A 25,845-nucleotide genomic window follows, 5' to 3' on the forward strand; every position below is an offset into this window, starting at 1 on the left:
GGGTTTCCTTTCTTAATGCAGCGACGGCTTGGGTGCTGCAGGTTCAGCGGACTTCTTGGTCTCGGTGAACAGCAGCAATGGCGCGACGCGCAGGTATTCCATGACTTCCATGTAGTCGCCTTCACCGTCTTCGGACTCTTCCAGTGCATCTTGCACCTGGGAAATCGCGGCGAGGTCCTGCAACACTTCCTTGGCGTCGGTGCTCAGCTCGAGGCCACCGGCATTCACGCCGAAACCGTGGAGGAAGCCCTGGCACCATTGGCCCAGTGCAGCGGCACGTTCGGTGAGCGGTGCGTCGTCGGTCGGCAGCAGCAGGACCACGGTGACGTCGTCGCCGGTCAGTTCGCCCTTGACCATCTCTTGCAGGCCGATCAGTGCGTTACGCACGTTCTCGGTCGGTTCGGTTTCCAGCAGTTCGGCCACATCGGCCAGCCAGTTGTCGGCATCAAAGCCGACACCGGTGCAACTGCGGCCCAGCAACACGCCGTGCAGTTCGGCAGGCGAGCAAGGGTGACCGCTGGCGCTCAGCAGTTTGGAAAAAGCATCGTACGGGGAGTTCTGAATGGGCATGGTGAGCTAGGCGCCAGACGGCGCAATGTCTAGAATGGAGCGCTGTATCCTAGCACCGGCAGACGTACCAAGACTATCAAGGGCGTCAGATCGTTTATCCTGCAGTTGCCATTCATCAGACAAAATCCAGTGGAACCCAATGGAAGACACCGACCTGCAAGCGCTGATGGCCAGACTCGAATTGCTAATTACTCGGGTCGAGCAACTTAAGAGTCAAAACGGACTCCTATTAGCTCAGGAAAAGACCTGGCGCGAGGAACGCGCTCACCTCATTGAAAAAAACGAAATCGCCCGGCGTAAGGTCGAATCGATGATTTCGCGCCTGAAGGCCCTGGAGCAAGACTCATGAGTTCAAGCAATAGCGTCACCGTGCAGATCCTCGACAAAGAATATTCGATCATCTGTCCCCAGGAAGAGCGCAACAACCTGGTGAGCGCCGCCCGCTACCTGGATGGCAAGATGCGTGAAATCCGCAGCAGCGGCAAAGTCATCGGCGCCGACCGTATCGCCGTAATGGCCGCGCTGAACATTACCCATGACCTGCTGCACAAGCAGGAACGCCCTGACGTACAGGCCAGCGGTTCGACCCGAGAGCAAGTTCGTGACCTGCTCGAACGCGTGGATCTGGCGCTTTCCACCGACTCGGACACACCCAAGGGCTGATTGCCGCGTCCGTTTAAGGTATACTCGCCCCACTCCCTGGCGTGTTTGCCAGTCGGCGATGTCCCTGAGCCGATTCGCACTACCCTGGAAGTTGCACGTTGGGCTGGTGTGCATGTCCGCTAGACGGAAAGCCTTAAAGCCTACTGCATCTTCCACCTTGAACTTTCGGGTTCAAGGGCTAAGTCGACAGCGGCTCTGTCGGGGAGCCTGAATTCCCAAACTCAATGCCAGTCTTCGGACTGGCATTGTTTTATGAGCCGAAAACCATGACCGAACCTGCGCCGCTGTCCCGTCCGCACCTTCGACGCATGTTGCGCAAGGCCCGCCGCGCGCTCACGCCGAGCGAACAGCGCCAGGCCGCCCATGGCCTGTATCGCCAACTGGCACAGCACCCGCTGTTTCGCCGGGCCAAACATATCTCCCTATACCTGCCGACGGACGGTGAAATCGATCCGCGATTGCTGCTGCGTGCCGCTCAGCGCCGGGGCAAGGCCACTTACCTGCCGGTACTGAGCGCATGGCCGCGTACCAAGATGGTGTTCCAGCGCGTGCGACCAGGGGAAAAACTGTCTCCCAATCGCTTTCGCATTCTGGAGCCACGGGTCAACGCAGCCCGCCAACGCCAGGTGTGGGCGCTGGACCTGGTATTGCTGCCGTTGGTGGGGTTCGATGACGAGGGTGGCCGCCTGGGCATGGGTGGCGGTTTCTACGACCGCAGCCTGGCGTACATGGCCCGCCGCCAAAACTGGCGCAAGCCGACGCTGTTGGGCCTGGCCCACGAATGTCAGAAAGTCGATCGATTGGCACAGGCCAGCTGGGATGTGCCGTTGGCGGGCACCGTCACCGACAGGCAGTGGTATATCGCAAAAACGCCGCTGTAAGCAGCGGCGTTCTGGAAGGAAGGGTTAACGCTTGAAAGGTTGCGGCTGCTGTTGAGTCAGCTCAACCGGCGCATCGGTCTTGTTCGACCACAAGCTTTGCGCATACCCGGTGGTCACGACGCCCAGACCAAACAAAATCACCAAAATCCATAGTAAATCCGGTTTACGTTGCATCGATTGCCCCCCTTCAGGCACCTCGTACACGATGACAACAACGTTCCAAAGTAGTCCGTTGCAGCTGCGTCAAGCTTAAAATCCCGGCATTCTGCGATAACGTGAACCAACACGCAAACCTTGACGCCAACCGACCGTCGGTTTGTCATCAAATTGCCCGACAACTTGCCCACTGCCTTTTTCAGGAGCCCAAGAATGGCCTACTGGCTGATGAAATCCGAGCCCGACGAACTCTCTATCAAAGGCCTGGAAAAACTTGGCGAAGCCCGCTGGGATGGCGTGCGCAACTACCAGGCGCGCAACTTCCTGCGCGCCATGGCCGTGGGTGACCAATTTTTCTTCTATCACTCCAGTTGCCCTGAGCCTGGCATTGCCGGCATCGGCAAAATCATCGAGGCCGCCTACCCGGACCCGACCGCACTGGAGCCGGACAGCCACTACTTCGACGCCAAGGCCACCCCCGAGAAAAACCCGTGGACTGCAATTAACGTCTGCCATGTCCAAACGTTTCCCAAGGTGCTGGGTTTGGGGCTCCTCAAACAGCAAACCGCCCTCGCCGAATTACCGCTGGTGCAAAAAGGCAGCCGGCTGTCAGTGATGCCGGTGACCGCCGAACAATGGGCGGCGGTGCTGGCGCTGCGCTGACCAGAACCCTGCAGTCACGCCCCCGGCGCATGCATCTACGGCTTAACCGGGTTAGGCTTGCGCTTCATTTGATCGGCATCAACGCCTACAGGGCAGCACCGGTCAAACTAGGACGCTAATGCCGCAGGAAGCCGCCATGTCGACGCACCATCACACCTCTCGCGTTTTCGCCATCGCACTGATCGCTCTGCTGGTGGGCGCCGGCGGCTTCGGTTACTGGCGCTCCACCCAGGACCGCTTGCCCGAAGGCCTGAGCATGGGCAATGGGCGCCTGGAATCGACCGAAGTGCAGATCGCCGCCAAGATCCCCGGGCGTCTGGCCGAGGTGCGGGTGGACGAAGGCGATAAGGTGCTCAAGGGCCAGGTGCTGGCGCGCATGGATACCCGCACCCTGGAAGCCCAGCGCGCCCAGGCTGAAGCCGAGGTGCTGCGCGCCAAGGAAAACTTCTCCGCCGCCGAAGCCAATGTGCAACTGCGCCAAAGCGAACAACTGCTGGCCAGCCAGGAGCTCAGGCGCACCCAGGAGCTGTACAAACGCGGCTTCGCCAGCAGCCAATTGATTGACCAGCAGCAAGCGCGCCAGAACACCGGCAACGCCGCCGTGGTCGCTGCCCAAGCCCAGGTCAATGCGGTCAAGGCTGCCATCGGCGCCGCACAGGCCCAGGTCGCCCAGCTCACCAGTGAAATCGACGACAGCAGCCTGCGCGCGCCCATCGATGGGATCATCCAACTGCGCCTGGCCGAGCCCGGCGAAGTCCTTGGCGCGGGCGGACGGGTGTTGCTGCTGATCGATCCCAGTGATCAGTACATGAACCTTTACCTGCCCGCCTCCGTCACCGGTCGCCTGACCGTCGGCAGCGACGCGCGGATCCTGCTCGACGCCCTGCCCCAGCAACCGTTGCCGGCGAAAATCAGCTTTGTCGCCGCCAAATCGCAGTTCACCCCCAAAGAAGTGGAAACCCGTGACGAGCGCCAGAAACTGGTGTTCCGCGTCAAACTGCGCCTGACCCAACCCAGCGCCGTGCCTCAAGCCAAGCCCGGCATGCCGGGTGCAGGTTACGTGCGCACTGCGGATATCGACTGGCCGGCCAACCTGCAATGACCGGCCTGGCGCTGCACGCCACGGGTATCAAGCACCGTTACGGCCAGCAACAGGCGCTGATCGACGTCACCTTCAGCCTGCCCGCCGGCACACGCTGCGGGCTGATCGGCCCGGACGGTGCGGGCAAGTCGAGCCTGCTGGGACTGATCGCCGGGGTTAAAAAGCTCCAGGCCGGCGAACTGCAAGTGCTTGGCGGTTCCATCGCGGACCGCCGACACCGCAACAACCTCTACCCGCGCATCGCCTTTATGCCCCAGGGCCTGGGCGGCAACCTGTATCCAGAGCTGTCGATCAGCGAGAACATCCGTTTCTTCGCCACCCTGTTCGGCTTGTCCACCGCCGACTGCAACCTGCGCATGCACAACCTGCTGCTGGCCACTGACCTGGCGCGCTTTGCCGAGCGCCCGGCGGGCAAACTCTCGGGCGGCATGAAGCAAAAACTCGGCCTGTGCTGCGCACTGATTCATGACCCGGACCTGTTGATCCTCGATGAGCCCACCACCGGCGTCGACCCGCTGTCACGCCGACGCTTCTGGGAGCTGGTCGACACCGTACGCAGTGAACGCCCGCAACTGACACTGCTGGTGGCCACGGCCTACATGGAAGAAGCCGAGCAGTTCGAACATTGCCTGATGCTCGACCGCGGCAAACTGATCGCCGACGGCCTCAGTTGCGAACTTGCCGCAGCGACGCCGAGCGGCAAGCTGGACGAGGCCTTCACTCACTTCCAGGGCGACAGCGCCCATGACAACCAGCCGCTGGTGATACCGCCGCGTGAAGGCGACAGCCACGATATCGCCATCGAAGCCCACGACCTGACGCTGCGCTTCGGTGATTTCACGGCGGTGGACAAGGTCAGCTTTGCGATCGGCCGGGGGGAGATTTTCGGCTTCCTCGGCTCCAACGGTTGCGGCAAGACCACCACCATGAAAGTCCTCACCGGCCTGATGCCCGCCACCGAAGGCAGCGCGACGTTGCTCGGCAATCCGGTGAACGCCAAGGACCTGGCCACCCGCAAACGCGTGGGTTTCATGTCACAGAGCTTCTCGCTGTATGGCGAATTCAGCGTGCGCCAGAACCTGGTATTGCACGCGCAGCTGTTCGACCTGCCCAAGGCCGACCGTGGCCGGCGTATCGAGGAGTTGATCCAGCGCTTTGACCTGGGCGCGGTGGCCGAACAACCCTCCGGCGAGTTGCCCCTGGGCCTGCGCCAGCGCCTGTCCCTGGCCGTGGCGGTGCTGCATCGCCCGGAAGTGCTGATCCTCGATGAGCCGACCTCGGGCGTCGACCCGGCGGCGCGGGATGATTTCTGGCGGCTGCTGGTCGAACTGTCGCGCGAGCAAGGCGTGACCATCTTCCTGTCCACCCACTTTATGAATGAGGCCCAGCGCTGCGACCGCATCTCATTGATGCACGCGGGCAAGGTGCTGGCCTGCGACACCCCTGATGCCTTGCAGCAGCAGTTCCACGGCGACACCCTGGAAGCGGCGTTCGTCACGTGCCTGGAACAGGCTCAGGGTGAACCCGAACCCACAGCGCCAGCCAACACCGTCAGCGAAACGGGCCCGCCCCCCATCGGCAAACGCGGCTTCAGCCTGCCGCGCTTGTTGGCCGTGGCCAGCCGTGAAGGCAAAGAATTGCTGCGCGATAAAGTGCGCATGGCCTTTGCCCTGCTCGGCGCGATGTTCATGATGGTGATCTTCGGCTACGGCATCTCCCTGGACGTGGAAAACCTCGCCTTCGCCGTCTACGACCAGGACCAGACACCGCAGAGCCGCGCCTACCTGGAGGCCTTTCGCAGCTCGCGCTACTTCGCCGAGCAAGCGCCAATCCAGGACGCCAATGAATTACACCGGCGCCTGCAACGCTCGGAAATCAAACTGGCTCTGGAGATTCCGCCGGGGTTTGGTCGCGACCTCTACGCCGGTCGCCAACCCACGGTCGCCGCCTGGCTCGACGGCGGCATGCCGTTTCGCGCAGAAACCAGCCGCAATTATGTAGAAGCCGTGCATCAGGGCAACCTGCAGCAACTGGCCGAACTGAGCAGCCTGCCGCGCAGTACCCAGGCCGGTGCCAAGCTGGAAACCCGCTTTCGTTATAACCAGGACGTGGTCAGTGTGAACGCCATCGGTCCCGGCGTGATGGCGCTGATCCTGGCGTTTATCCCGGCGATGCTCACCGCATTGGGCATCGTGCGCGAGAAGGAGTTGGGCTCGATCACCAACTTTTACGCCACGCCGCTCACACGCCTGGAGTTCCTGCTGGGCAAACAAGCACCTTACCTGGCCGTAAGCCTGGTCAACCTGGCGCTGCTGGTGGCGATGAACCGTTGGCTGTTTGGTGTGCCGTTCAAGGGCAGCGGCCTGACGCTGGCGTTCGGCGGCCTGCTGTACGTGCTGGCCACCACCAGCATGGGTCTGCTGATTTCCGCGTTCACCCGCACGCAGATCGCGGCCATCCTCGGCACCATGATCATCACCAGCCTGCCGACCATCCAGTTTTCCGGGCTGATCGTGCCGCGCTCGTCCCTGGAAGGGGCGGCTGCGCTGATGGGCACGCTGTTTCCGGCCGGTCACTTCCTGGATATCGCGGTAGGCACCTTCACCAAGGCCCTGGACCTGCGCCAACTGTGGCCGCAATGCCTGGCGCTGTTCGGGTTTTTCGTCGGGTTCACCGGGCTGAGCCTGGTGATGCTCAAGAAGCAGGAGGTGTGATGCATAAGTTCGCGCATATCCTGCGCCTGGGAATCAAGGAACTCACCAGCCTGCGCCACGACAGCGTGCTGCTGCTGTTTCTGTTCTATGCCTTCACCGTCGCCATTTACATGCCTGCCGCCGGGTCTGTGATCGGCGTGCACAACGCCAGCGTGGCGTTTGTTGATGAAGATCACAGCGCACTCTCACGGCAGATGGCCGAGGCCCTGCAACCGCCGGAGTTCCAGGCACCGGCGCCACTGGCCTACGACCAACTGGACAAGGTAATGGACAGCGGCCAGTACACCTTCGTGGTCAATGTACCGGCCAACTTCCAGGCGGACCTGTTGGCAGGTCGCGAGCCGGGCGTGCAGGTGAACGTCGACGCCACGGCCATGAGCCAAGCGTTTATGGGCGCCGGCTACATCGGGCGGATCTTCCAGGGCGAGCTGCTTGACTACAGCGGCCAGGCCGACACCGCCAGCGCCTCGCCGGCACGGCTGACCACCCGCGCGTTGTTTAATACCAACCTGGAAGGCGGCTGGTTCCTGGCGGTGATCCAGATCGTCAACAACATCACCATCCTCGCGATCGTCCTCACTGGCACTGCGCTGTTGCGTGAGCGCGAACACGGCACCCTCGACCATCTGCTGGTGCTGCCGCTGACCGCCCTGGAAATCATGCTGGCGAAAATCTGGAGCAACATGTTGGTGGTGGTGCTGTGCACATGGGTCTCCTTGGAGGTGGTGGTCAAAGGCTTGCTCGGCGTGCCGCTGGCCGGTTCGCTGAGCCTGTTTCTGCTGGTGACGGCCCTGTACCTGTTTGCCAGCACCGCCCTGGGGATCTTCCTCGCCACGCTCGCCCGCTCGACGCCGCAGTTCGGCTTGCTGGCGATCCCGGTGATTATCCCCATGCTGCTGCTTTCCGGCGGCAGTACGCCGCTGGACAGCATGCCCGACTGGCTGCAGTGGGTCATGCAGGGCTCGCCGTCGACACATTTTGTCAGCCTGAGTGCGGCGATCCTGTTCCGGGATGCGAGCGCGAGCGTGGTGTGGCCGGACCTGCTGGCGCTGGCGGCAATTGGCTTGCTGTTCTTTGCGGTGGCACTGGCCAGGTTCCGCAAAAGCCTGGCGTCCTGATCCGGACACATCCGCACCCACACCTGTCCGAACGGCCAGTCGTCGCCCAAGGCAGGCTTTGGCAGAATCCGGGGTCCGCCCATGCCAGAGGACCTTCTCGTGTCCCAGTTCGCCAGCACGTACAAACCGGCCATCGATGGCTTGCGGGCCATTGCAGTCATCAGCGTCATCGTCTTCCACCTGGACGTGTTCAGTCTGTTGCCCGGCGGGTTTACCGGCGTAGACATGTTCTTCGTGATTTCCGGGTATGTGATCAGCCAGTCGCTATGGGAGCGCCGTGACCTGACCTTCGGCCGCTACCTGGCGGACTTCTACCGGCGGCGCCTGCTGCGCATCATGCCCGCGCTGCTGACCGTGCTGAGCGTGAGCTTTGTGCTGGGCGCGATGTTCATGCCACAGTTCTGGCTCAGCGAGCTGATCGACAACACCGGCCTCGCGGCGTTTTTTGGCCTGAGCAATGTGGTGCTGGCCTGGAACACCGACACCTACTTTTCACCCAGCGCTGAACTCAACCCCTACCTGCACACCTGGTCGCTGGGGGTTGAGGAACAGTTCTATGTGATATTCCCCGCGCTGTTTTTTGTATGGCTTCGCTACCGGCAACGATCAGCCGTTGTCTGGGCGCTGCTGCCATTGATGGCGATGGCTTCGCTGATCGTCAGCGCCTTCGAGGTGGACGCGGCGCCGTTGTCGGCATTTTATTTGTTGCCCGCACGCTTCTGGGAGCTGGCCGCGGGTGCGATCCTTTTTCAAGTCATTGGCATACGCGGTGTGACGCCAGGACTCAATCGCCTGGCCCCAGCCATACTCGGCGGCGGCCTCGGTCTGGTGATCGTCGGTTGCCTGTACGCCGCCCCCAAGCAGTTTCCCTTTCCCTGGGCCATGGTCACGGTGGCCGGCTCGCTCTTGATGATCGCCGGGATCGTATTGCGCGGCGATTGCGCGCCAGGTGTCGTGCAGCGCGTGCTGCAGCTTCCGCAGGTCACCTACATCGGCCGACTGTCCTATTCGCTGTACCTGTGGCACTGGCCGGTCGCCGTTTTTTTGCGCTGGACCGTCGGGCTGGAGTGGTTGGCCGTACAGCTGGTTTACCCCGTGCTGGTATTCGCCCTCGCGGCGACGTCCTATCACTGCATAGAAACGCCGATACGCAGCGGCCGGTCGGCCATGCAACGCAAGGCGTGGCTCACGTTTGCGAGTGGTTTGGGTGCTACCTGCCTGATGGCACTGTGCGCGCAGTGGGTGGCGCTGAACCCCGCCGCCCTGTCACTCAGCCAGACCCGCGACGCCTACACCTGGTATGCCTACAAACACTACCCCCAGGAAGACTTCGCAACCTTCAACGACCCTGCCCTGGCGGGGCGACAGTTGTTCGTCATGGGGGATTCGCACACAGCGGCCTACCGCACCCTGCTCAAGCTTGTTTCGCTGAAGCTCGGCATCACGGTGGTGGAATACGAAAAAGGGGGTTGCAGCGTCGTCAGCCTGATCGGCCCCGACCCTGCACCCTGCGCCGCTGCCCGCGAAGCCCAACTTCAGGAAATCGAGGCCCGTGCAAAACCGGGTGACGTGGTGTTTCTCGCTTCGTTGCGCATGCCTGAGCTGGCCGGGCGCAGGTGGCAGGAGGGTGAAGCGGTTCTCGTTGACGAGGCCTCTGGCGAGCTGACCACCGAGCGCCTCAACGCCGCGCGAATCGATGCCGACAGACTGTTGAGCCGCTTGCAGAAAGCGCGCCTCAACATCCTGATCGATGCCCCGAAACCGCTGTTCAAGGCCGCCCCCAATCGCTGCTCGGACAGCTTCAACCGCATGAACCCTGTCTGCGCGCCGGGCCTGACGATGGCACGTGAGCAACTTGAACGGCTGCGCGCACCGCAAATGGGCGTGTTGCTCGCACTGCAATCACGCTACCCGGCACTGCATGTCTGGGACCCGTTGCCGTTGCTGTGCCCCGGCCCGATCTGCTCGGCCTACGACGCCAACGGCAAACCGTTGTTCTTCGACTCCAACCACCTCAGTGGCCATGGCAATCGCGTGCTTGAACCATCCTTCAGCGCAGCGTTGCTGAAGATCTGGCGCGTGACGCCGCCGGTTACTGAATGATCAGGTTGTTGAACAACAGGTCCTCGACCATCGGCTTGCCGGTTTCGTCGTTCATCACTTGCTGGGTTTGCTTGAGGGCTTCCTGGCGCAGCTTCTCTTTGCCTTCGACCGTACTCATGGCCTCGTTGGTCTGCTGGGTGAACAACGCCACCAATTGGTTACGAATCAACGCGTCGTTGGCTTTGACGGCAGCCGCAGCCTCGGTGCCGGTCACGCGCAGGGCGATATCGGCCTTGAACACCTTGAGCTTCGCCGTGCCGTCCAGGCCATAGTTGCCCACAAACGGCGGGCTCAGGCTGATATAGCTGACCTTCGGCGCCTCGCCTTCTTTGGCTTCTTCGGCCTGGGCTGCCATCGGCAAGGTCAGGGCCAGCATCAACAGGATCCACGCTTTCACAGTTCATTCCTCGAATTCGGTTGCCGGGTAGCATAACGCTAGCAAGGCTGAGTACAAGCTTATGGCGACTTATCAGGCCAGGGCATGCTCGTTGACCCACGGGCGCACCCTCCTACACTTATCGGCCACGACACCAAAAGGAATAGCCCGATGAAAGCTGTGCTGTGCAAAGCCTTCGGCCCCGCCGAAACCCTGGTGCTGGAAGAGATCGCCGGCCCCGCGATCAAGAAGAACGAAATCCTGCTGGACGTGCACGCCGCGGGGGTGAATTTCCCGGACACCCTGATCATCGAGGGCAAGTACCAATTCAAACCGCCGTTTCCGTTTTCGCCGGGCGGTGAAGCGTCGGGCGTGGTCAGCGAAGTGGGGGAAAAGGTCAGCCATCTGAAAGTCGGTGATCGGGTCATGGCCCTCACCGGCTGGGGCAGTTTTGCCGAACAGGTCGCAGTGCCGGGTTACAACGTGCTGCCAATCCCGCCGAGCATGGACTTCAATACCGCCGCGGCCTTCAGCATGACCTACGGCACCTCGATGCACGCGCTCAAGCAACGGGCCAACCTGCAACCCGGCGAGACCCTGCTGGTACTCGGAGCCTCGGGCGGCGTGGGCCTGGCCGCCGTGGAAATCGGCAAGGCCATGGGCGCCCGTGTGATCGCAGCGGCGAGCAGCGCCGACAAACTCGCCGTGGCCAAGGCCGCTGGTGCTGACGATCTGATCAATTACAGCGAAGCCAGCCTCAAAGACGAGATCAAGCGCCTGACAGATGGCAACGGCGCCGATGTGATCTACGACCCGGTGGGCGGCGACCTGTTTGACCAGGCCATCCGTGCCATCGCCTGGAATGGCCGTTTGCTGGTGGTGGGCTTTGCCAGCGGACGCATTCCCGAGCTGCCGGTGAACCTCGCATTGCTCAAGGGCGCGGCGGTGGTTGGGGTGTTCTGGGGCTCGTTCGCCCAGCGTCAGCCTCAGGACAATGCAGCGAACTTCAACCAGCTGTTTGGCTGGTTTGCCGAAGGCAAATTGAAGCCGCTGGTGTCGCAGCTTTACCCGCTGGAGCAAGCCGCACAGGCCATCAACGACTTGGGGCAGCGCAAGGCAGTCGGCAAGGTCGTTGTGCAGGTGCGCTGACCTGAAATGCAATCAGATGTGCGGGCTTGCTCGCGAATACGCTACGTCAGCAGCACAAGTGCTGACTGAATCACCGCATTCGCGAGCAAGCCCGCGCACATTTGAGCTTCATGCCCCTGAAGAATCTATTCACGACCATCACTTACTCATCTGCGACATGTTCATTAAAGAACATGCAATTGCTCTTATTTCCTGTGTTTGACGCCAAGACACGATGCTATTTTCGGTAATGAAACTGTAACATTCGCATCCGCAGTCAAAACAAGAAATCTGGAGCTCTTGAATGTTTGCTTTCTTTCGTCCTGCCGCGCACCAGGCGCCCCTGCCTGAAGAAAAAATAGACAGTACCTACCGACGACTGCGCTGGCAGATCTTCGCCGGCATTTTCTTCGGTTACGCCGGTTACTACCTGCTGCGCAAGAACTTCTCCCTGGCCATGCCCTACCTGATCGACGAGGGCTACACCCGCGGTGAGCTGGGCCTGGCGATGTCCGCCATCGCCATTGCCTACGGGCTGTCCAAGTTCCTGATGGGCCTGGTCTCCGACCGTTCCAACCCACGCTACTTCCTGCCCTTCGGCCTGCTGGTGTCGGCAGGTGTGATGTTCATTTTCGGTTTCGCGCCTTGGGCCACGTCCAGCGTGACCATGATGTTCATTTTGCTGTTCATCAACGGTTGGGCCCAAGGCATGGGCTGGCCGCCGAGTGGACGCACCATGGTGCACTGGTGGTCGCAGAAGGAACGCGGCGGCGTGGTGTCGGTGTGGAACGTGGCGCATAACGTCGGCGGCGGCCTGATCGGCCCACTGTTCCTGTTGGGGATGGCGTGGTTCAACGACTGGCACGCAGCCTTCTACGTACCGGCCACCGTGGCCCTGTTGGTGGCGGCGTTTGCCTTCATCACCATGCGCGACACCCCGCAATCGGTGGGCCTGCCGCCGATCGAGCAGTACAAGAACGACTACCCCGAAGGGTACGACGCCAGCCACGAAGACGAATTCAGCGCCAAGGAAATCTTCGTCAAGTACGTGCTGCGCAACAAAATGCTGTGGTACATCGCCTTCGCCAACGTTTTTGTTTACCTGCTGCGCTACGGCGTACTGGACTGGGCACCGACCTACCTCAAGGAAGCCAAGCACTTCACGGTCGACAAGTCGTCCTGGGCGTACTTCTTCTATGAATGGGCGGGTATTCCGGGCACGCTGCTGTGCGGCTGGATGTCGGACAAGATCTTCCGTGGCAACCGTGGCCTGACCGGCATTGTGTTCATGGCGCTGGTGACTGTGGCCACCCTGGTGTACTGGCTCAACCCACCGGGCAACCCGATGGTCGACATGATTGCGCTGTTCTCCATCGGCTTCCTGATCTACGGCCCGGTGATGCTGATCGGTCTGCAGGCGCTGGAGTTGGCACCGAAGAAAGCCGCCGGCACTGCGGCGGGTTTCACCGGCTTGTTCGGGTACCTGGGTGGCTCGGTGGCCGCGAGTGCGGCCATGGGCTACACCGTGGACCATTTCGGCTGGGATGGCGGCTTTGTCCTGTTGGTCGGCGCGTGCCTGCTGGCGATCGCGTTCTTGATCCCAACGCTGTGGCACACCAATAGCGTCAGCTCGGCGCGTTAATCGCCTGAGCAACCCTTTGCACAACGCTTGAGCCGCGCCTCCAGATTCTTGTCTGGCATGGCGTGGCTGCGCAGGGCGTTCACGGTCTGCTCGACATAATCGCGAGTGGTACCGTAACGCCCGCAAGCGCTTTGCAGCACATGGTTGAGCACGATATCCGGCAAATTACCGGCGTAGCTGGGCAAGTGCCGTTCTAAAACAAACCCTAACGCCTGTACCTGACTGCCATCTTCAAGACGGCAACTGAGCCAGTGCGGACGGTATGAAGGGTAAGGCATCTCGCGCTGCCACAAGGCGTAAAGCGAAGCTTCCAGTTGGTCCTCCGGCAAGCGGTAGGCAAACCCACTGCAAGAACCACCGCGATCCAACCCGAACACCAGCCCCGGCAACTCCGGCGTGCCCCGATGCTCGTGAGACCACAGGTACAGGCCTCGATGATAACCATGCACCCGCGCCCGCACGCGCTCGGTCGATGAACATTCAGGGCGCCAGATCAACGAACCGTACGCAAATAGCCAGACCGGGCCACCCTTGTGCCGGCCCATGGTGGCCTGCATCGAGCTCATTAACTGTTCGTGAGTGAGTTGCGGCCCCAGATCGAGGCGCGGCGGGTAAGCCAATTGCAGAAGATCGGTTTCTATGGCGGTCATGGCGAAAAGCGCTGCGCTCCTGTGTGTTACCAGATGTAAGCAACTTTACCGTAATCGCAGCGCGGCGCTGCAACCGTATGGCGCAAAAAACCGCCTTCCGCGGCACTTATAGCCTAATGAGATTTTTCCTACAGAAGTAATACCTTAAATGCATAAGCATAGGCGGCCATGTTTCAGCGCAGGTTCAGGCCCCTCAGGCCATTACCCGCCAAACTGCACGGGTTTAGCGACCCACATTAGCCGCCCGTTCGAACGACTACCGAGGTCGATGCATGAAGTATCTTTTTTCCGGTTTGCTGCTATTGCTGCAGACCACTGCCGCCCTGGCTAACGACACGGCCCCTCAAGACGACAAAGGCTTCTGGTACGCACAAACCAGCCTCTACACCCGACATTTTTCACCAGACCCAAAGCACAACAATAATCAGGACCTGATCAATCTGGAGCGTAACGAAGCATCGGGGTTGGTGTATGGCGGGGCGACGTTTCGCAACTCCTTCAGCCAGCGCTCGTATTACGTCTACGCCGGCAAGCGCTATGACATCGCCGAGTCGCCGCTCTACGTGAAGGTAACCGCAGGCGCGCTGCAGGGCTATCGCGGCAAGTACCGCGATAAAATCCCGCTCAACCGCTTCGGCGTGGCTCCGGCGATCATCCCTTCCGTGGGCGTGAACTTCGGGCCCGTGGCCAGTGAGCTGGTGTTGCTGGGTTTCAATGCGGCGATGCTGACCGCAGGCGTGCGGTTCTAAGGGCGCGGCGCGTAGGCAAATACGTCGGCACGCATCTGGTGCGCATCCATGCCGGCGTCCACCAGCGCATCCAGCGTGCCGTAGATCATCGCGGGTGAGCCGCTGGCGTAGACGTGCACGGCCTTGAGGTCGGCAATGTCTTCACACACGGCTTCATGGAGCAGGCCGCAACGCCCGTTCCAACCGCACAGGTCGCTGACCACTTTGTGCAGGAACAGGTTGGGCAGTTGCTGCCACTGTTCCCAGTGCTCAATGGTGTAAAAGTCTTCCGGGCGGCGCACGCCCCAGTACAGGTGCACCGGGTGCTTGAACCCGGTAGCCCGGCAATGCTCGATCAGGCTGTGCATCTGCGCCATGCCGGTGCCGGCGGCGATCAACACCAAGGGCCCATCCGGCAATTCGGCCAGGTGGGTATCGCCAAAGGGCAGCTCGATGCGCGCCATCCGGGTGCGTTGCAGTTGCTCCAGCAGGTTGCGCGCGCTGTCCTCACGGACCAGCACGTGCAACTCCAGCTCGCGCCCGGCATGGGGCGCCGAGGCCAGGGAAAACGCCGATTTCTCGCCGTTTTCCCGTTCAATCATCAGGTATTGGCCTGCGTGGTAACGCACGGCCTTGCCGGCTGGGGCGCGCAGGCGTACGCGCCACACATCGCCACCCACCTCCACGCACTCGCTCAATTGGCACGACAACTTGCGCAACGGCAACTCTCCCGGCGCCAGCACGCCATCCCACAACACAACGCAATCTTCCAGCGGCTCGGCGATGCAGGTGTAGAACTCACCGTGATCACGCACCTCACCGGCTTGCTGCACACGTCCTTCCACCAGCAGCGCCGCACACACGTGGCACACGCCGTTGCGGCAGGCTTGAGGACATTCATAGCCCAGGCGGCGCGCACCTTCGAGGATTCGTTCGCCGGGGACCAGCTCCAGCACAGCGCCGGAAGGTTGCAGGGTTACACGCATCAATCTATTCCCAATTCTTTCCAGATCGCATCGACACGGGCTGTGACGGCTTCATCCTTGACGATCACCCGGCCCCACTCGCGGGTGGTTTCACCCGGCCATTTGTGGGTGGCGTCCAGGCCCATCTTCGAACCCAGGCCCGACACCGGCGACGCAAAGTCGAGGTAGTCGATCGGCGTGTTGTCGATCATCACCGTGTCGCGTTTGGGGTCCATGCGCGTGGTGATGGCCCAGATCACGTCGTTCCAGTCGCGGGCGTTAATGTCGTCATCCGTGACAATAACGAACTTGGTGTACATGAACTGTCGCAAAAACGACCACACACCCAGCATTACCCGCTTGGCGTGGCCGGGGTACGACTTCTTCATGGTCACGATAGCCATGCGGTACGAACAGCCTTCCGGCGGCAGGTAGAAGTCGGTAATTTCCGGGAATTGCTTCTGCAGGATCGGCACGAATACTTCGTTCAACGCCACCCCCAGGATAGCCGGCTCATCCGGCGGCCGCCCGGTATAGGTGCTGTGGTAGATCGGCTTGATGCGGTGCGTGATGCGCTCCACGGTGAACACCGGGAAGCTGTCGACTTCGTTGTAATAGCCGGTGTGATCACCATAAGGGCCTTCATCGGCCATCTCGCCCGGATGAATCACGCCTTCGAGGATGATTTCTGCAGTGGCCGGCACTTGCAGGTCGTTGCCACGGCACTTCACCAGCTCGGTACGGTTACCGCGCAACAGACCGGCGAAGGCGTATTCGGACAGGCTGTCCGGCACCGGGGTCACAGCCCCCAGAATGGTCGCCGGATCGGCGCCCAGGGCCACGGAAACCGGAAACGGTTTGCCAGGGTGCTTTTCGCACCACTCACGGAAGTCCAGAGCGCCGCCGCGATGGCTCAACCAGCGCATGATCACCTTGTTGCGACCGATCACTTGCTGACGGTAGATGCCGAGGTTCTGGCGGTCCTTGTTCGGGCCCTTGGTGACGGTCAGACCCCAGGTAATCAGCGGGCCGACGTCGCCAGGCCAGCAGGTCTGCACCGGCAGCATCGCCAGGTCGACGTCGTCGCCTTCGATGACCACTTCCTGGCACACCGCGTCTTTGACCACTTTGGGGGCCATGGCAATGATCTTGCGGAAGATCGGCAGCTTCGACCAGGCATCCTTCAAACCCTTGGGCGGCTCGGGTTCCTTGAGGAAAGCCAGCAGCTTGCCGATCTCGCGCAACTCGCTGACCGACTCGGCGCCCATGCCAAAGGCCACGCGCTCGGGGGTACCGAACAGGTTGCCGAGCACCGGAATGTCATAGCCGGTCGGGTTTTCGAACAGCAGCGCCGGGCCCTTGTTACGCAGGGTACGGTCGCAAATCTCAGTCATTTCCAGCACCGGGGAAATCGGCATCTGGATACGTTTCAACTCTCCGCGCTGCTCAAGTTGCTGCACGAAATCCCGAAGATCCTTGAATTTCATTAACCATGCCACCCGTAAAATAGGCGTACATCCTACCTGCTCTGAAGGCCGCTGGCAGCTTATCGCGGTGCATTTGGTCACGGAATGCGTTTAAAAAATGCGCAAAAAAAATGGCGCCCCTGGGGGCACCATTCTTTCGGACCAACAGCGGCGTGTTACTTGCGCTTCATCGACAGGAAGAACTCGTCGTTGGTCTTGGTGGTTTTCAGCTTGTCGATCAGGAACTCGATGGCAGCAACTTCGTCCATCGGGTGCAGCAGCTTGCGCAGGATCCACATGCGCTGCAGTTCGTCGTCGGCTGTCAGCAACTCTTCGCGGCGGGTGCCGGAACGGTTGATGTTGATCGCCGGGAACACGCGTTTTTCCGCGATACGACGGTCCAACGGCAGTTCCATGTTGCCGGTACCCTTGAACTCTTCGTAGATCACTTCGTCCATCTTCGAGCCGGTTTCAACCAGCGCGGTGGCGATAATGGTCAGCGAGCCGCCTTCTTCGATGTTCCGCGCAGCGCCGAAGAAACGTTTCGGTTTCTCCAGGGCGTGGGCATCGACACCACCGGTCAATACCTTGCCGGAGCTCGGGATCACGGTGTTGTAGGCACGGGCCAGACGAGTGATGGAGTCGAGCAGGATCACCACGTCCTTCTTGTGTTCGACCAGGCGCTTGGCCTTCTCGATCACCATTTCGGCAACCTGCACGTGGCGAGTTGGCGGCTCATCGAACGTCGAGGCAACCACTTCGCCGCGCACGGTGCGCTGCATTTCGGTTACTTCTTCCGGACGCTCATCGATCAACAATACGATCAAATGAACTTCAGGGTTATTGCGTGCGATGTTCGCTGCGATGTTCTGCAGCATGATGGTCTTGCCGGCTTTCGGCGGCGCAACGATCAAGCCACGCTGGCCTTTGCCGATCGGCGCGCACAGGTCGATGACACGACCGGTCAAGTCTTCGGTGGAACCGTTACCGGCTTCCATCTTCATGCGCACGGTCGGGAACAGCGGGGTCAGGTTCTCGAAGAGAATCTTGTTTTTCGCGTTTTCCGGACGATCGAAGTTGATCGTGTCGACCTTGAGCAGGGCGAAATAACGCTCGCCTTCCTTCGGAGGTCGGATCTTGCCAACGATGGTGTCACCGGTGCGCAAGTTGAAGCGACGGATCTGGCTCGGCGAGACGTAGATATCGTCTGGGCCTGCGAGATAGGAAGCGTCTGCGGAGCGGAGGAAGCCGAAGCCGTCCTGGAGAATCTCCAGCACGCCATCACCGGAGATTTCCTCGCCGCTTTTCGCGTGCTTTTTGAGCAGGGAGAAAATCACGTCCTGCTTGCGCGAACGGGCCATATTTTCTATGCCCATTTCTTCGGCCAATTGGAGCAGGTCGGTAATCGGCTTTTGCTTGAGTTCAGTCAGATTCATATAGGAATGACGTAATCATTTATGGAGGGGGGAAATTAAGCTTTTGGCTTAATGAGGCCGCGCCGCAGAGAAGGCGACAGGATCGCTTACTAATCGAAAAGGAGTGCGTCGGCGACGGCTTGCAGGGGGCAGTGGAGAAACCAGTGCGGGGCCGAATGTACCACCTGAGTTTCGGAGCGTCTAGCCCTGTTTCACGAAAAAGCCCCGCGATTTTGCGGGGCTTTTTTGGCGACGCTTAGATGTTGGCGTCGAGGAAAGCTTGCAGCTGGGACTTGGACAGCGCACCGACTTTAGTCGCTTCGACGTTGCCGTTCTTGAACAGCATCAACGTAGGAATACCACGCACGCCATGCTTGGCCGGAGTTTCCTGATTGTCGTCGATGTTCAGTTTGGCAATGGTCAACTTGCCTTCATAGGTGGTTGCAATGTCGTCCAGGACCGGAGCGATCATTTTGCAAGGGCCACACCATTCAGCCCAGTAGTCAACCAGCACCGGGCCGGCAGCCTTGAGTACTTCGGCCTCAAAGGTCGCGTCGGTGACGTGCTTGATAAGATCGTTGCTCATGGATGTCTCCGGATTGTAAGCAAAAAAAACGTTGCCCATCATAGCCGCCCTTCCCCCGTTCAGGAAGCCGCCTCTGATTGAGTCTTGCTATGGTGGTGCATGAGTTTGGATATGGCCCCACTCAGGGTGACACGGGCGTCACGAACGCGATGCCAGTACGCAACGCTGCATTACGTACATGTTCCTGCATGGTTTTCTGAGCGGCGGCACTGGCGCGCCGGGCCAGCGCCCGCAGAATTTTGCGATGTTCCTGCCAGGTTTCCATGGCTCGCTCCGGCCGGATGAACGGTAGTTTCTGGCTTTCCAGAAAGACCTCGGCACTGGCACTCAGGATGCTCACCATCGCTTGATTGCCACTGGCCATCAGGATGCGCCGGTGAAATTCGAAGTCCAGCCGGGCGGCCGCTTCGAAGTCGCCGGCCTTGAGCACCTTGCGCATCGCCTCGACGTTGTCTTCAAGGCTGTCCAGCGCATCAATCGTCAACGTCACCGCCGCCAACCCCGCCGCAAATCCTTCAAGCGCATAGCGCAATTGGAAGATATCCAACGGCGTGGCCTGCGCGGCGAAGGGCCAGGCAAACCCTGGCGGCTCTTGCGCCGCCTGCACAAACACTCCTTTGCCCGGCTGCACACTGACCACACCCAAGGCGCTCAACGACGATAACGCTTCGCGCAACGATGCCCGGCTCACGCCCAACTGAACCGCCAGGTCGCGCTGGGACGGCAAGGCGTCGCCCGGCCCGAAGCCCTGCTCCTTGATCAGTTTACGGATGGCCTGCAGGGCCGCTTCCGGTACCGCTTGGGCGATGGAATTCATAAAAACTCAAGTTTCCAGACAACTGAGCGGCTAGTTGTAAAGCTATTCAAGGCCGACGGCAAGCCACGCCCCAAAGGGGCTCGCCGGGTTTTAGCGGCGCTCGAAAAGGGTGCGAAAAACCCAAGCACTGTTCAGACCAGTAAGACCACTGCACCTCAACAAACTCCAGCGCTACGGACGATTTCGAGCATGCTGGCATGGGCTGTGCAATCACCTCCGGCAGTCGAACTCAGAAAATTCCTTCGCCCTTCGGAGAGTTGCCATGACCAAGCGCTACAGCGCCCTGCTCACTGCCCTGTTTGCCAGCCTGATGCTGAGCCAGGCACCCGCCCAGGCTAACGGTCTGGACGATATCGTCGCCCGTGGCACCCTCAAGGTCGCCGTGCCCCAGGACTTTCCACCATTCGGCTCGGTCGGCCCCGACATGAAGCCTCGCGGTCTGGACATCGACACCGCCAAGCTGCTGGCCGACCAACTCAAGGTCAAGCTGGAGCTCACGCCAGTCAACAGCACCAACCGCATTCCATTCCTCACCACCGGCAAGGTCGACCTGGTGATTTCCAGCCTGGGCAAAAATCCGGAGCGGGAAAAAGTCATCGACTTCTCCAAGGCCTACGCGCCGTTTTACCTCGCCGTGTTCGGCCCACCTGACGCCGCCATCAGCAGCACCGACGACCTCAAAGGCAAGACCATCAGCGTGACCCGCGGCGCCATTGAAGACATCGAGCTGACCGCTGTGGCGCCCAAGGAAGCCACGATCAAGCGCTTCGAAGACAACAACTCAACCATCGCCGCCTACCTGGCAGGCCAGGTCGACCTGATCGCCAGCGGCAACGTGGTGATGGTGGCGATCAGCGAACGCAACCCGAAACGCGTACCGGCGCTGAAAGTGAAACTCAAAGACTCGCCGGTGTACGTAGGCGTGAACAAAAACGAGCCGGCGTTGCTGGACAAGGTCAACCAGATCCTGGTCGCGGCCAAGGCCGATGGCAGCCTGGAAAAGAACGCGATGCATTGGCTCAAAGAGCCGCTGCCCGCCGACCTTTGATACGACGGAGCTGACTCATGGCGTATCAATTTGACTTTGTACCCGTGCTGGCCAATACCGACCTGCTGCTGCGCGGCGCGCTGTTCACCCTTGAGCTGACAGCCATCGGCGCGATCCTTGGGGTGGCGTTGGGTACCGTCGGGGCGGTGGTGCGCGCGTGGAAGATCCAGCCGTTCGCCTGGTTCTTCGGCGTGTATGTCGAGTTGATCCGCAACACGCCGTTCCTGGTGCAACTGTTTTTCATCTTCTTCGGCCTGCCGTCCCTGGGGCTGAAGATCACCGAGTGGCAGGCCGCCGTATTGGCGATGGTGATCAACCTGGGGGCCTACTCCACGGAGATTATCCGCGCCGGTATCCAGGCCATCCCACGCGGGCAACTGGAAGCCGCCGCCGCGCTGGCGATGACACGTTTCGAGGCGTTCCGCCAAGTGGTGCTGCTGCCGGCGCTGGGCAAGGTGTGGCCGGCTCTGAGCAGCCAGATCATCATCGTGATGCTCGGTTCGGCGGTGTGTTCGCAGATCGCCACGGAAGAGCTGAGCTTTGCCGCCAACTTCATTCAATCGCGTAATTTCCGTGCGTTTGAAACCTACGCCCTGACCACTCTGGTGTACCTGTGCATGGCGCTGATGATTCGCCAGTTGCTCAATTGGATCGGCCGGCGTTTTGTGATGAGGAACAGCCGATGAGTGATTTTTCGTTCTGGGACATCGTGCGCAACCTGCTGACAGGGCTGCAATGGACCTTGCTGTTGTCGCTGGTGGCCTTTATCGGCGGCGGTGTGATCGGCTTGCTGGTGATGACCCTGCGCATCAGCAAGAAAGCCTTCGCGCGCAATATTGCACGCACCTATATCGAGCTGTTCCAGGGCACGCCGCTGTTGATGCAGTTGTTTCTGGTGTTCTTCGGCGTCGCACTGCTGGGGGTAGACATTTCGCCCTGGCTGGCAGCGGCGATTGCCCTGACGTTGTTTACCAGCGCCTACCTCGCCGAAATCTGGCGTGGCTGCGTCGACTCCATCGCCCACGGGCAGTGGGAAGCGTCGGCCAGCCTGGCGCTGAACCCACTGGAGCAACTGCGCTATGTGATCCTGCCACAGGCCCTGCGGATTGCCGTCGCGCCAACGGTGGGGTTCTCGGTGCAAGTGGTCAAAGGCACCGCGGTGACCTCAATCATCGGTTTCACCGAACTGACCAAGACCGGCGGCATGCTCGCCAATGCGACCTTCGAGCCCTTTATGGTCTACGGCCTGGTGGCCCTCGGTTACTTCCTGCTCTGCTACCCCTTGTCCCTCAGTGCGCGCTACCTGGAAAGGAGACTGCATGCCTCTGCTTAGAATTTCCGCCCTGCATAAGTATTACGGCGATCACCACGTGCTCAAGGGCATCGACCTCACCGTAGAAGAAGGCCAGGTGGTGGCGATCATCGGCCGCAGCGGCTCGGGTAAATCCACCCTGCTGCGAACGCTCAATGGCCTGGAATCGATCAACGATGGCGTGATCGAAGTCGACGGCGAATACCTCGACGCCGCTCGCGCCGATCTGCGCAGCCTGCGGCAGAAAGTCGGCATGGTGTTCCAGCAATTCAACCTGTTCCCGCACCTGACCGTGGGCGAAAACGTCATGCTCGCGCCGCAGGTGGTGCAGAAGGTGCCTAAGGCGAAGGCTGCGCAACTGGCAAGACAAATGCTGGAGCGCGTGGGGCTGGGGGAAAAATTCGACGCATTCCCGGATAGGTTGTCCGGCGGCCAGCAGCAACGCGTCGCCATTGCCCGGGCCCTGGCGATGTCGCCTAAAGTGCTGCTGTGCGATGAAATCACCTCGGCCCTGGACCCGGAACTGGTCAATGAAGTGCTCAGCGTGGTGCGCCAACTGGCCAAAGACGGCATGACTCTGATCATGGTGACCCACGAAATGCGCTTTGCCCGGGAGGTCGGCGACAAGCTGGTGTTCATGCACCAGGGTAAGGTGCATGAGGTGGGCGATCCCAAGGTGCTGTTCGCCAACCCTCAAACCCCGGAGCTGGCCAACTTCATTGGTTCAGTGGAACAGCCGAACTGACCCACTCGAAACTGCCCTGCCCCTCCAGCAACGTCAGGCTGCGTACCTGCAAGGCGCTGAAGGGCAGTTCAGCGTCGATGTCGACCTGAGCCGACAATCGTCGGCCCGACACCTGCGCCAGTAAGACTTTGCCTGGCAACAACTGCCCACTGGTCGCCTCACCTGGCGCGTGCGCTACAGCCCATTGCACCGCACGTCCATCCACCAGGGCATGTCTGAGACGCACACGAAAACGCCCCTCACGCCCAAAACGAAAACTCTGTCCATCGGCTGGCGTCCCGTTAAAGCGCACCCCTATTGCCGAGGGCTGCGCGCACTGGATATTCAAGTGCAACGTTCGCGTGCCGGGCGCAACCGTGGATCGTTCATCGGCGTGCTCCGGGCGAATGATGCCGTACTCGACCTGAGGCTGGCTGATCGACAACCGGCAGTTGTCAGCCCTTGCTTCATGCCCCGTCACGCCGAGCCAAAGCAACAGGCCAAGGTAGATTGGCTTAGAGGGCACGGCACACCGCCGATGTCGTTTCATAGAGGTTGTCATTGTCCGGCTCGGTTTGGGGTTCAAGACGCAAAAGGCAGGTGGATGTATCCGGCAACGTCACCCGCAGGTTTTGTGGCCCCTGCACGTCACTGAGGTAGATCATCCCATCGCCCACGACACTGGTCAGGAAGCGTTTGTCTTCGCCGAATACGGGGGCGCCCTGGGTCAACGGTTTGCCTGTCGCGTCACTGGCCTGCAGCAGCACGCGGCGCACCTTCAACACCTCGAAGTTCACCGCACTAAAGGAACCACGGCCGGCCGTGAGCACCTGGGTGCCGTTTTTCAGATCGACACGCTTGGGCAGCGAGCGCGTCTGCACCTCAACCCGGCCAGGGGTGTAGGCCGGTAGTCCCGCGATCACGGCATGTCCTCGGAAGTCGGTCCACACCGGCCCCTGGGGTGTATCGATCCTGGCCGATCCGATATCGCCCACCGACACAATGCCGAAGGTGTCCTGCACGGCGTAGGGCGAGAAGGTCACGCCCCCTCCATGGGCGACCACGCCCCCACGCAATTGCCCGGAGTAACTGGAGTTCTGCGCATCTCGACTGACACCCAGACCGACCTGGGCGTAGCGCGGCGTCACGTTTAACTGGCCACGGATAGATTGCTCACGGGCAGTGATATCCCGCTCGGCACCCACCTCGTAGTTCACAGACTCATTGACCCGCTCGCTGAACGCCGCTCCAGCATTGAGTTGGCGTCCTCGACGGCTGAGGTAACTGTTCATGCGACGATCGCCTCCCAGGGGCACGCTGACCTGCAAGCGCAGGGAAAGCTCGCTGTCCAACGTAGCGTCGCGCCGACTGCCCAAACGCATCGGGCCCTGGCGCGCACGTTTACCACCCACCTGTGAGTCCGCGATCAGCGCCACATCCACGCCATGCAACGTCTTGTTCCATGAAGCAAAAACATGCTCCACCGAGTGCCCATCAAATTGAGCGCTACGGCTGTAACCTAAAGAAAAGCCCCCCAGTGAGGGGTCAACCCACGTCATGCCAGCCGTGTACTGGTTTTTGAAGCGAGAATCCAGGTTATCGGCCGTGGATGACCTTCCTGCCTCAAGCACCTCGCGGTAACCCCGGCTCTGGGTGGTGGCACTCAGGTTGACGTCAATGCCGGCATAGACCGGGCTGCTCACCGACAACGTGCTGCGCGTGCCGGACACCGCATTACGGCTATCGCGGGAGATGTTATGTCGAGCCCCCACGGACACCCGCTCAAAGACCACACTGTCCAGGCTGGCACCGGCAGCTCCATACGCCTCGCCGCGCAGCAGCCCCACCCCAACGGATGACTGGCGCCCCACACCCCAAGTAGCACTGCCCATGGCGATCACCGGTGCCGATTGTTCATCGAATGACGTTTCGCGCAGCTTGCCCACCGATGCGTAAAAGCCCGGCGTTACCGGCGCCGCCCCATGGAACGAGGCCGCCGGTACAACAAAGCTGCGCCTGGCACCGCGCACGTCGATCACACTCACCTGCAGGTCACTGGTGCCATTGAGCAACGGCAAACCGGTCAACCTGAACGGTCCTTCGGGAACCAATGTGCTGTGAATCAAGACGCCGGATTGGCGTACCTCGATGCGCGACTGGCTCGGGGCCACCCCTTCGACCACTACATTGTTGCTGCCGGCCGGGGCGCGCGACACGCCGTCGGGAGAAAGCTGGACACCCGCGAACTGCACGCCACCGAACAACGGGTTATTGCTGGACAACTGCCCCGCCTGGAACGTTGACTGCAACGCGGCGATGTCCCTCTGGGCATAGGCATACAGGTGTTCGGTACGTGTCTCACCGTTGTCGGACACATACAACTGGCGGCTGCGCACTATCCAGTCCCCCAGGTTGAATCCCGCCTCGGTATAAGCCGACAGGAACCGGCTGGAGCCACTTTGCGAATGGCTGTCAAAACCCAACACGTCATAGTTGAACAGCGCAGCCGAGCCTCCCCTGGCAAAGCTGCCCCCGTCCCATTCGGGCTCGCGCAAGGACTGGGTGGGCACCACCAGCGTCACTTCGTCGGAGCCAGGACGCAATCGCACCATCGTCGTGGGGAAGGCTCCCAGGAAGTCATGACAGGCCTGGCCCGGCGTCGCACCTTCAGTGAGCCGCCCGGCGGGCTTCACCAGCCCGGCTTTGGCAAGCAGTCCCGGGGTAAAGCACAACTGGCCGTTAGAGTCGAACCGCGCATCCACCAATCCCAGCGGGTTGCCATTGACCCGCAGCCCCACCACCTGGACACCTTCGCGAAAACGCGCAGCACTGCGAAAGTAGTCGGCGACCTTCGGGTCAATGCCATGGGTTGTCAGGGCCGCCACGTCAAACCCTTCGCCCAGCTCCAGCGCAGGCACGGGCCCTGGCAACCCGCACAACGTCGCAAGCCCGACTAACAGCGTAGGTCGGCACGTTGATGAATTGCGCGGGGATGGCTGTCGGGTTCTCTGCATGAAC

At 61.0% G+C, this 25,845-nt stretch carries 26 protein-coding genes and 1 other RNA gene; 16 read left to right on the forward strand and 11 right to left on the reverse strand.

Annotated elements, in window-relative coordinates; all coding sequences use genetic code 11:
* Nucleotides 1-12 precede the first annotated feature (12 nt).
* Nucleotides 13-570: a YecA family protein gene (locus PSH59_RS24905; protein ID WP_248081684.1), complete on the reverse strand. Its 558-nt coding sequence runs from the start codon at nt 568-570 to the stop codon at nt 13-15.
* Nucleotides 571-709: 139 nt separating this feature from the next.
* Here PSH59_RS24905 and PSH59_RS24910 point away from each other — a divergent pair, with 139 nt between their 5' ends.
* The 4 genes from PSH59_RS24910 to PSH59_RS24925 all read left to right on the forward strand — a co-directional run bounded on the left by PSH59_RS24910 (nt 710) and on the right by PSH59_RS24925 (nt 2,114).
* Nucleotides 710-919 carry a TIGR02449 family protein gene (locus tag PSH59_RS24910; RefSeq protein WP_007982902.1) on the forward strand — a complete coding sequence of 70 codons (210 nt, stop codon included), beginning with the start codon at nt 710-712 and terminating at the stop codon, nt 917-919.
* Entirely contained in the window at nt 916-1,233 is a 318-nt protein-coding gene (locus tag PSH59_RS24915; protein WP_248081685.1) for a cell division protein ZapA, read from the forward strand. The genes PSH59_RS24910 and PSH59_RS24915 overlap by 4 nt, the downstream gene beginning before the upstream one ends.
* 30 nt (nt 1,234-1,263) lie before the next feature.
* Nucleotides 1,264-1,442: non-coding RNA, 6S RNA (gene ssrS / locus PSH59_RS24920), on the forward strand.
* A gap of 57 nt (nt 1,443-1,499) precedes the next feature.
* Nucleotides 1,500-2,114 (forward strand): 5-formyltetrahydrofolate cyclo-ligase, encoded by a 615-nt coding sequence (locus tag PSH59_RS24925; RefSeq protein WP_305393894.1) that lies wholly within the window; start codon nt 1,500-1,502, stop codon nt 2,112-2,114.
* Between the two features lie 24 nt (nt 2,115-2,138).
* Here PSH59_RS24925 and PSH59_RS24930 read toward each other — a convergent pair whose 3' ends face one another.
* Entirely contained in the window at nt 2,139-2,288 is a 150-nt protein-coding gene (locus PSH59_RS24930) for a hypothetical protein (RefSeq protein ID WP_092355790.1), read from the reverse strand.
* Between the two features lie 195 nt (nt 2,289-2,483).
* Here PSH59_RS24930 and PSH59_RS24935 point away from each other — a divergent pair, with 195 nt between their 5' ends.
* The 5 genes from PSH59_RS24935 to PSH59_RS24955 all read left to right on the forward strand — a co-directional run bounded on the left by PSH59_RS24935 (nt 2,484) and on the right by PSH59_RS24955 (nt 9,970).
* A complete protein-coding gene (locus tag PSH59_RS24935) occupies nt 2,484-2,933 on the forward strand; it encodes an EVE domain-containing protein (RefSeq protein ID WP_305393895.1) in 450 nt (149 codons plus the stop codon).
* Between the two features lie 136 nt (nt 2,934-3,069).
* Nucleotides 3,070-4,035 carry an HlyD family secretion protein gene (locus PSH59_RS24940; RefSeq protein ID WP_305393896.1) on the forward strand — a complete coding sequence of 322 codons (966 nt, stop codon included), beginning with the start codon at nt 3,070-3,072 and terminating at the stop codon, nt 4,033-4,035.
* Nucleotides 4,032-6,749: a ribosome-associated ATPase/putative transporter RbbA gene (gene rbbA / locus PSH59_RS24945; protein WP_305393897.1), complete on the forward strand. Its 2,718-nt coding sequence runs from the start codon at nt 4,032-4,034 to the stop codon at nt 6,747-6,749. The genes PSH59_RS24940 and rbbA overlap by 4 nt, the downstream gene beginning before the upstream one ends.
* Nucleotides 6,749-7,867 (forward strand): ABC transporter permease, encoded by a 1,119-nt coding sequence (locus tag PSH59_RS24950; RefSeq protein ID WP_248081699.1) that lies wholly within the window; start codon nt 6,749-6,751, stop codon nt 7,865-7,867. The genes rbbA and PSH59_RS24950 overlap by 1 nt, the downstream gene beginning before the upstream one ends.
* Nucleotides 7,868-7,966: 99 nt before the next feature.
* Nucleotides 7,967-9,970 carry an acyltransferase family protein gene (locus PSH59_RS24955; protein WP_305393898.1) on the forward strand — a complete coding sequence of 668 codons (2,004 nt, stop codon included), beginning with the start codon at nt 7,967-7,969 and terminating at the stop codon, nt 9,968-9,970.
* Here the strand turns inward: PSH59_RS24955 and PSH59_RS24960 are convergent.
* Entirely contained in the window at nt 9,960-10,367 is a 408-nt protein-coding gene (locus tag PSH59_RS24960) for a flagellar basal body-associated protein FliL (RefSeq protein WP_065950441.1), read from the reverse strand. The two genes, PSH59_RS24955 and PSH59_RS24960, sit on opposite strands and share 11 nt — an antisense overlap.
* A gap of 150 nt (nt 10,368-10,517) precedes the next feature.
* Here PSH59_RS24960 and PSH59_RS24965 point away from each other — a divergent pair, with 150 nt between their 5' ends.
* Together PSH59_RS24965 and glpT are read left to right on the forward strand one after the other, a co-directional pair.
* On the forward strand, nt 10,518-11,495 hold the full coding sequence (locus tag PSH59_RS24965) for an NADPH:quinone oxidoreductase family protein (RefSeq protein ID WP_305393899.1): 978 nt from the start codon (nt 10,518-10,520) through the stop codon (nt 11,493-11,495).
* Between the two features lie 283 nt (nt 11,496-11,778).
* Entirely contained in the window at nt 11,779-13,116 is a 1,338-nt protein-coding gene (glpT, locus tag PSH59_RS24970; protein WP_248081707.1) for a glycerol-3-phosphate transporter, read from the forward strand.
* Here glpT and PSH59_RS24975 read toward each other — a convergent pair.
* Nucleotides 13,113-13,766, reverse strand: a complete 654-nt coding sequence (locus PSH59_RS24975; protein ID WP_248081709.1) for a gamma-glutamylcyclotransferase — start codon at nt 13,764-13,766, stop codon at nt 13,113-13,115. The two genes, glpT and PSH59_RS24975, sit on opposite strands and share 4 nt — an antisense overlap.
* Nucleotides 13,767-14,038: 272 nt before the next feature.
* On the opposite strand from PSH59_RS24975, the gene PSH59_RS24980 reads away from it, so the two are divergent.
* A complete protein-coding gene (locus PSH59_RS24980; protein ID WP_305393900.1) occupies nt 14,039-14,515 on the forward strand; it encodes a sn-glycerol-3-phosphate transporter in 477 nt (158 codons plus the stop codon).
* On the opposite strand, the gene PSH59_RS24985 is transcribed toward PSH59_RS24980, so the two are convergent.
* The 5 genes from PSH59_RS24985 to PSH59_RS25005 form a co-directional block, all read right to left on the reverse strand.
* Nucleotides 14,512-15,480, reverse strand: a complete 969-nt coding sequence (locus tag PSH59_RS24985) for a CDP-6-deoxy-delta-3,4-glucoseen reductase (RefSeq protein ID WP_248081713.1) — start codon at nt 15,478-15,480, stop codon at nt 14,512-14,514. The two genes, PSH59_RS24980 and PSH59_RS24985, sit on opposite strands and share 4 nt — an antisense overlap.
* On the reverse strand, nt 15,480-16,946 hold the full coding sequence (ubiD, locus tag PSH59_RS24990; RefSeq protein WP_248081715.1) for a 4-hydroxy-3-polyprenylbenzoate decarboxylase: 1,467 nt from the start codon (nt 16,944-16,946) through the stop codon (nt 15,480-15,482). Before ubiD ends, PSH59_RS24985 begins: the two co-directional genes overlap by 1 nt.
* Nucleotides 16,947-17,101: 155 nt before the next feature.
* Entirely contained in the window at nt 17,102-18,361 is a 1,260-nt protein-coding gene (gene rho / locus PSH59_RS24995; RefSeq protein WP_003176825.1) for a transcription termination factor Rho, read from the reverse strand.
* Nucleotides 18,362-18,596: 235 nt separating this feature from the next.
* Complete coding sequence (trxA, locus tag PSH59_RS25000) at nt 18,597-18,926, reverse strand: thioredoxin TrxA (RefSeq protein ID WP_015886460.1); 330 nt, start codon at nt 18,924-18,926, stop codon at nt 18,597-18,599.
* Between the two features lie 121 nt (nt 18,927-19,047).
* Nucleotides 19,048-19,743 (reverse strand): FadR/GntR family transcriptional regulator, encoded by a 696-nt coding sequence (locus PSH59_RS25005; protein ID WP_305393901.1) that lies wholly within the window; start codon nt 19,741-19,743, stop codon nt 19,048-19,050.
* Nucleotides 19,744-20,005: 262 nt separating this feature from the next.
* Between PSH59_RS25005 and PSH59_RS25010 the strand changes: the two genes are divergently transcribed.
* Genes PSH59_RS25010 through PSH59_RS25025 form a run of 4 tightly spaced genes read left to right on the forward strand, consistent with a single transcriptional unit; the run spans nt 20,006 to nt 22,848 of the window.
* Nucleotides 20,006-20,791 carry a transporter substrate-binding domain-containing protein gene (locus PSH59_RS25010; RefSeq protein ID WP_305393902.1) on the forward strand — a complete coding sequence of 262 codons (786 nt, stop codon included), beginning with the start codon at nt 20,006-20,008 and terminating at the stop codon, nt 20,789-20,791.
* Between the two features lie 17 nt (nt 20,792-20,808).
* Nucleotides 20,809-21,477, forward strand: a complete 669-nt coding sequence (locus PSH59_RS25015; protein ID WP_305393903.1) for an amino acid ABC transporter permease — start codon at nt 20,809-20,811, stop codon at nt 21,475-21,477.
* Complete coding sequence (locus PSH59_RS25020; RefSeq protein WP_305393904.1) at nt 21,474-22,124, forward strand: amino acid ABC transporter permease; 651 nt, start codon at nt 21,474-21,476, stop codon at nt 22,122-22,124. Before PSH59_RS25015 ends, PSH59_RS25020 begins: the two co-directional genes overlap by 4 nt.
* Nucleotides 22,111-22,848 carry an amino acid ABC transporter ATP-binding protein gene (locus PSH59_RS25025; protein ID WP_305393905.1) on the forward strand — a complete coding sequence of 246 codons (738 nt, stop codon included), beginning with the start codon at nt 22,111-22,113 and terminating at the stop codon, nt 22,846-22,848. The genes PSH59_RS25020 and PSH59_RS25025 overlap by 14 nt, the downstream gene beginning before the upstream one ends.
* Here the strand turns inward: PSH59_RS25025 and PSH59_RS25030 are convergent.
* Together PSH59_RS25030 and PSH59_RS25035 are read right to left on the reverse strand one after the other, a co-directional pair.
* Nucleotides 22,820-23,353: a hypothetical protein gene (locus PSH59_RS25030; RefSeq protein ID WP_305393906.1), complete on the reverse strand. Its 534-nt coding sequence runs from the start codon at nt 23,351-23,353 to the stop codon at nt 22,820-22,822. The two genes, PSH59_RS25025 and PSH59_RS25030, sit on opposite strands and share 29 nt — an antisense overlap.
* A complete protein-coding gene (locus PSH59_RS25035) occupies nt 23,343-25,841 on the reverse strand; it encodes a fimbria/pilus outer membrane usher protein (protein ID WP_305393907.1) in 2,499 nt (832 codons plus the stop codon). The genes PSH59_RS25030 and PSH59_RS25035 overlap by 11 nt, the downstream gene beginning before the upstream one ends.
* Nucleotides 25,842-25,845 lie beyond the last annotated feature (4 nt).

The sequence above is a fragment of the Pseudomonas sp. FP2309 genome (assembly GCF_030687575.1).
Lineage (GTDB): Bacteria > Pseudomonadota > Gammaproteobacteria > Pseudomonadales > Pseudomonadaceae > Aquipseudomonas.

Bases quoted from the DNA above. Each gene is read 5' to 3' on its own strand.
- PSH59_RS24905 (WP_248081684.1), bottom strand. From the start codon at position 570: ATGCCCATTCAGAACTCCCCGTACGATGCTTTTTCCAAACTGCTGAGC.
- PSH59_RS24910 (WP_007982902.1), top strand. From the start codon at position 710: ATGGAAGACACCGACCTGCAAGCGCTGATGGCCAGACTCGAATTGCTA.
- PSH59_RS24915 (WP_248081685.1), top strand. From the start codon at position 916: ATGAGTTCAAGCAATAGCGTCACCGTGCAGATCCTCGACAAAGAATAT.
- PSH59_RS24925 (WP_305393894.1), top strand. From the start codon at position 1,500: ATGACCGAACCTGCGCCGCTGTCCCGTCCGCACCTTCGACGCATGTTG.
- PSH59_RS24930 (WP_092355790.1), bottom strand. From the start codon at position 2,288: ATGCAACGTAAACCGGATTTACTATGGATTTTGGTGATTTTGTTTGGT.
- PSH59_RS24935 (WP_305393895.1), top strand. From the start codon at position 2,484: ATGGCCTACTGGCTGATGAAATCCGAGCCCGACGAACTCTCTATCAAA.
- PSH59_RS24940 (WP_305393896.1), top strand. From the start codon at position 3,070: ATGTCGACGCACCATCACACCTCTCGCGTTTTCGCCATCGCACTGATC.
- rbbA (WP_305393897.1), top strand. From the start codon at position 4,032: ATGACCGGCCTGGCGCTGCACGCCACGGGTATCAAGCACCGTTACGGC.
- PSH59_RS24950 (WP_248081699.1), top strand. From the start codon at position 6,749: ATGCATAAGTTCGCGCATATCCTGCGCCTGGGAATCAAGGAACTCACC.
- PSH59_RS24965 (WP_305393899.1), top strand. From the start codon at position 10,518: ATGAAAGCTGTGCTGTGCAAAGCCTTCGGCCCCGCCGAAACCCTGGTG.
- glpT (WP_248081707.1), top strand. From the start codon at position 11,779: ATGTTTGCTTTCTTTCGTCCTGCCGCGCACCAGGCGCCCCTGCCTGAA.
- PSH59_RS24975 (WP_248081709.1), bottom strand. From the start codon at position 13,766: ATGACCGCCATAGAAACCGATCTTCTGCAATTGGCTTACCCGCCGCGC.
- PSH59_RS24980 (WP_305393900.1), top strand. From the start codon at position 14,039: ATGAAGTATCTTTTTTCCGGTTTGCTGCTATTGCTGCAGACCACTGCC.
- PSH59_RS24985 (WP_248081713.1), bottom strand. From the start codon at position 15,480: ATGCGTGTAACCCTGCAACCTTCCGGCGCTGTGCTGGAGCTGGTCCCC.
- ubiD (WP_248081715.1), bottom strand. From the start codon at position 16,946: ATGAAATTCAAGGATCTTCGGGATTTCGTGCAGCAACTTGAGCAGCGC.
- rho (WP_003176825.1), bottom strand. From the start codon at position 18,361: ATGAATCTGACTGAACTCAAGCAAAAGCCGATTACCGACCTGCTCCAA.
- trxA (WP_015886460.1), bottom strand. From the start codon at position 18,926: ATGAGCAACGATCTTATCAAGCACGTCACCGACGCGACCTTTGAGGCC.
- PSH59_RS25005 (WP_305393901.1), bottom strand. From the start codon at position 19,743: ATGAATTCCATCGCCCAAGCGGTACCGGAAGCGGCCCTGCAGGCCATC.
- PSH59_RS25010 (WP_305393902.1), top strand. From the start codon at position 20,006: ATGACCAAGCGCTACAGCGCCCTGCTCACTGCCCTGTTTGCCAGCCTG.
- PSH59_RS25015 (WP_305393903.1), top strand. From the start codon at position 20,809: ATGGCGTATCAATTTGACTTTGTACCCGTGCTGGCCAATACCGACCTG.
- PSH59_RS25020 (WP_305393904.1), top strand. From the start codon at position 21,474: ATGAGTGATTTTTCGTTCTGGGACATCGTGCGCAACCTGCTGACAGGG.
- PSH59_RS25025 (WP_305393905.1), top strand. From the start codon at position 22,111: ATGCCTCTGCTTAGAATTTCCGCCCTGCATAAGTATTACGGCGATCAC.
- PSH59_RS25035 (WP_305393907.1), bottom strand. From the start codon at position 25,841: ATGCAGAGAACCCGACAGCCATCCCCGCGCAATTCATCAACGTGCCGA.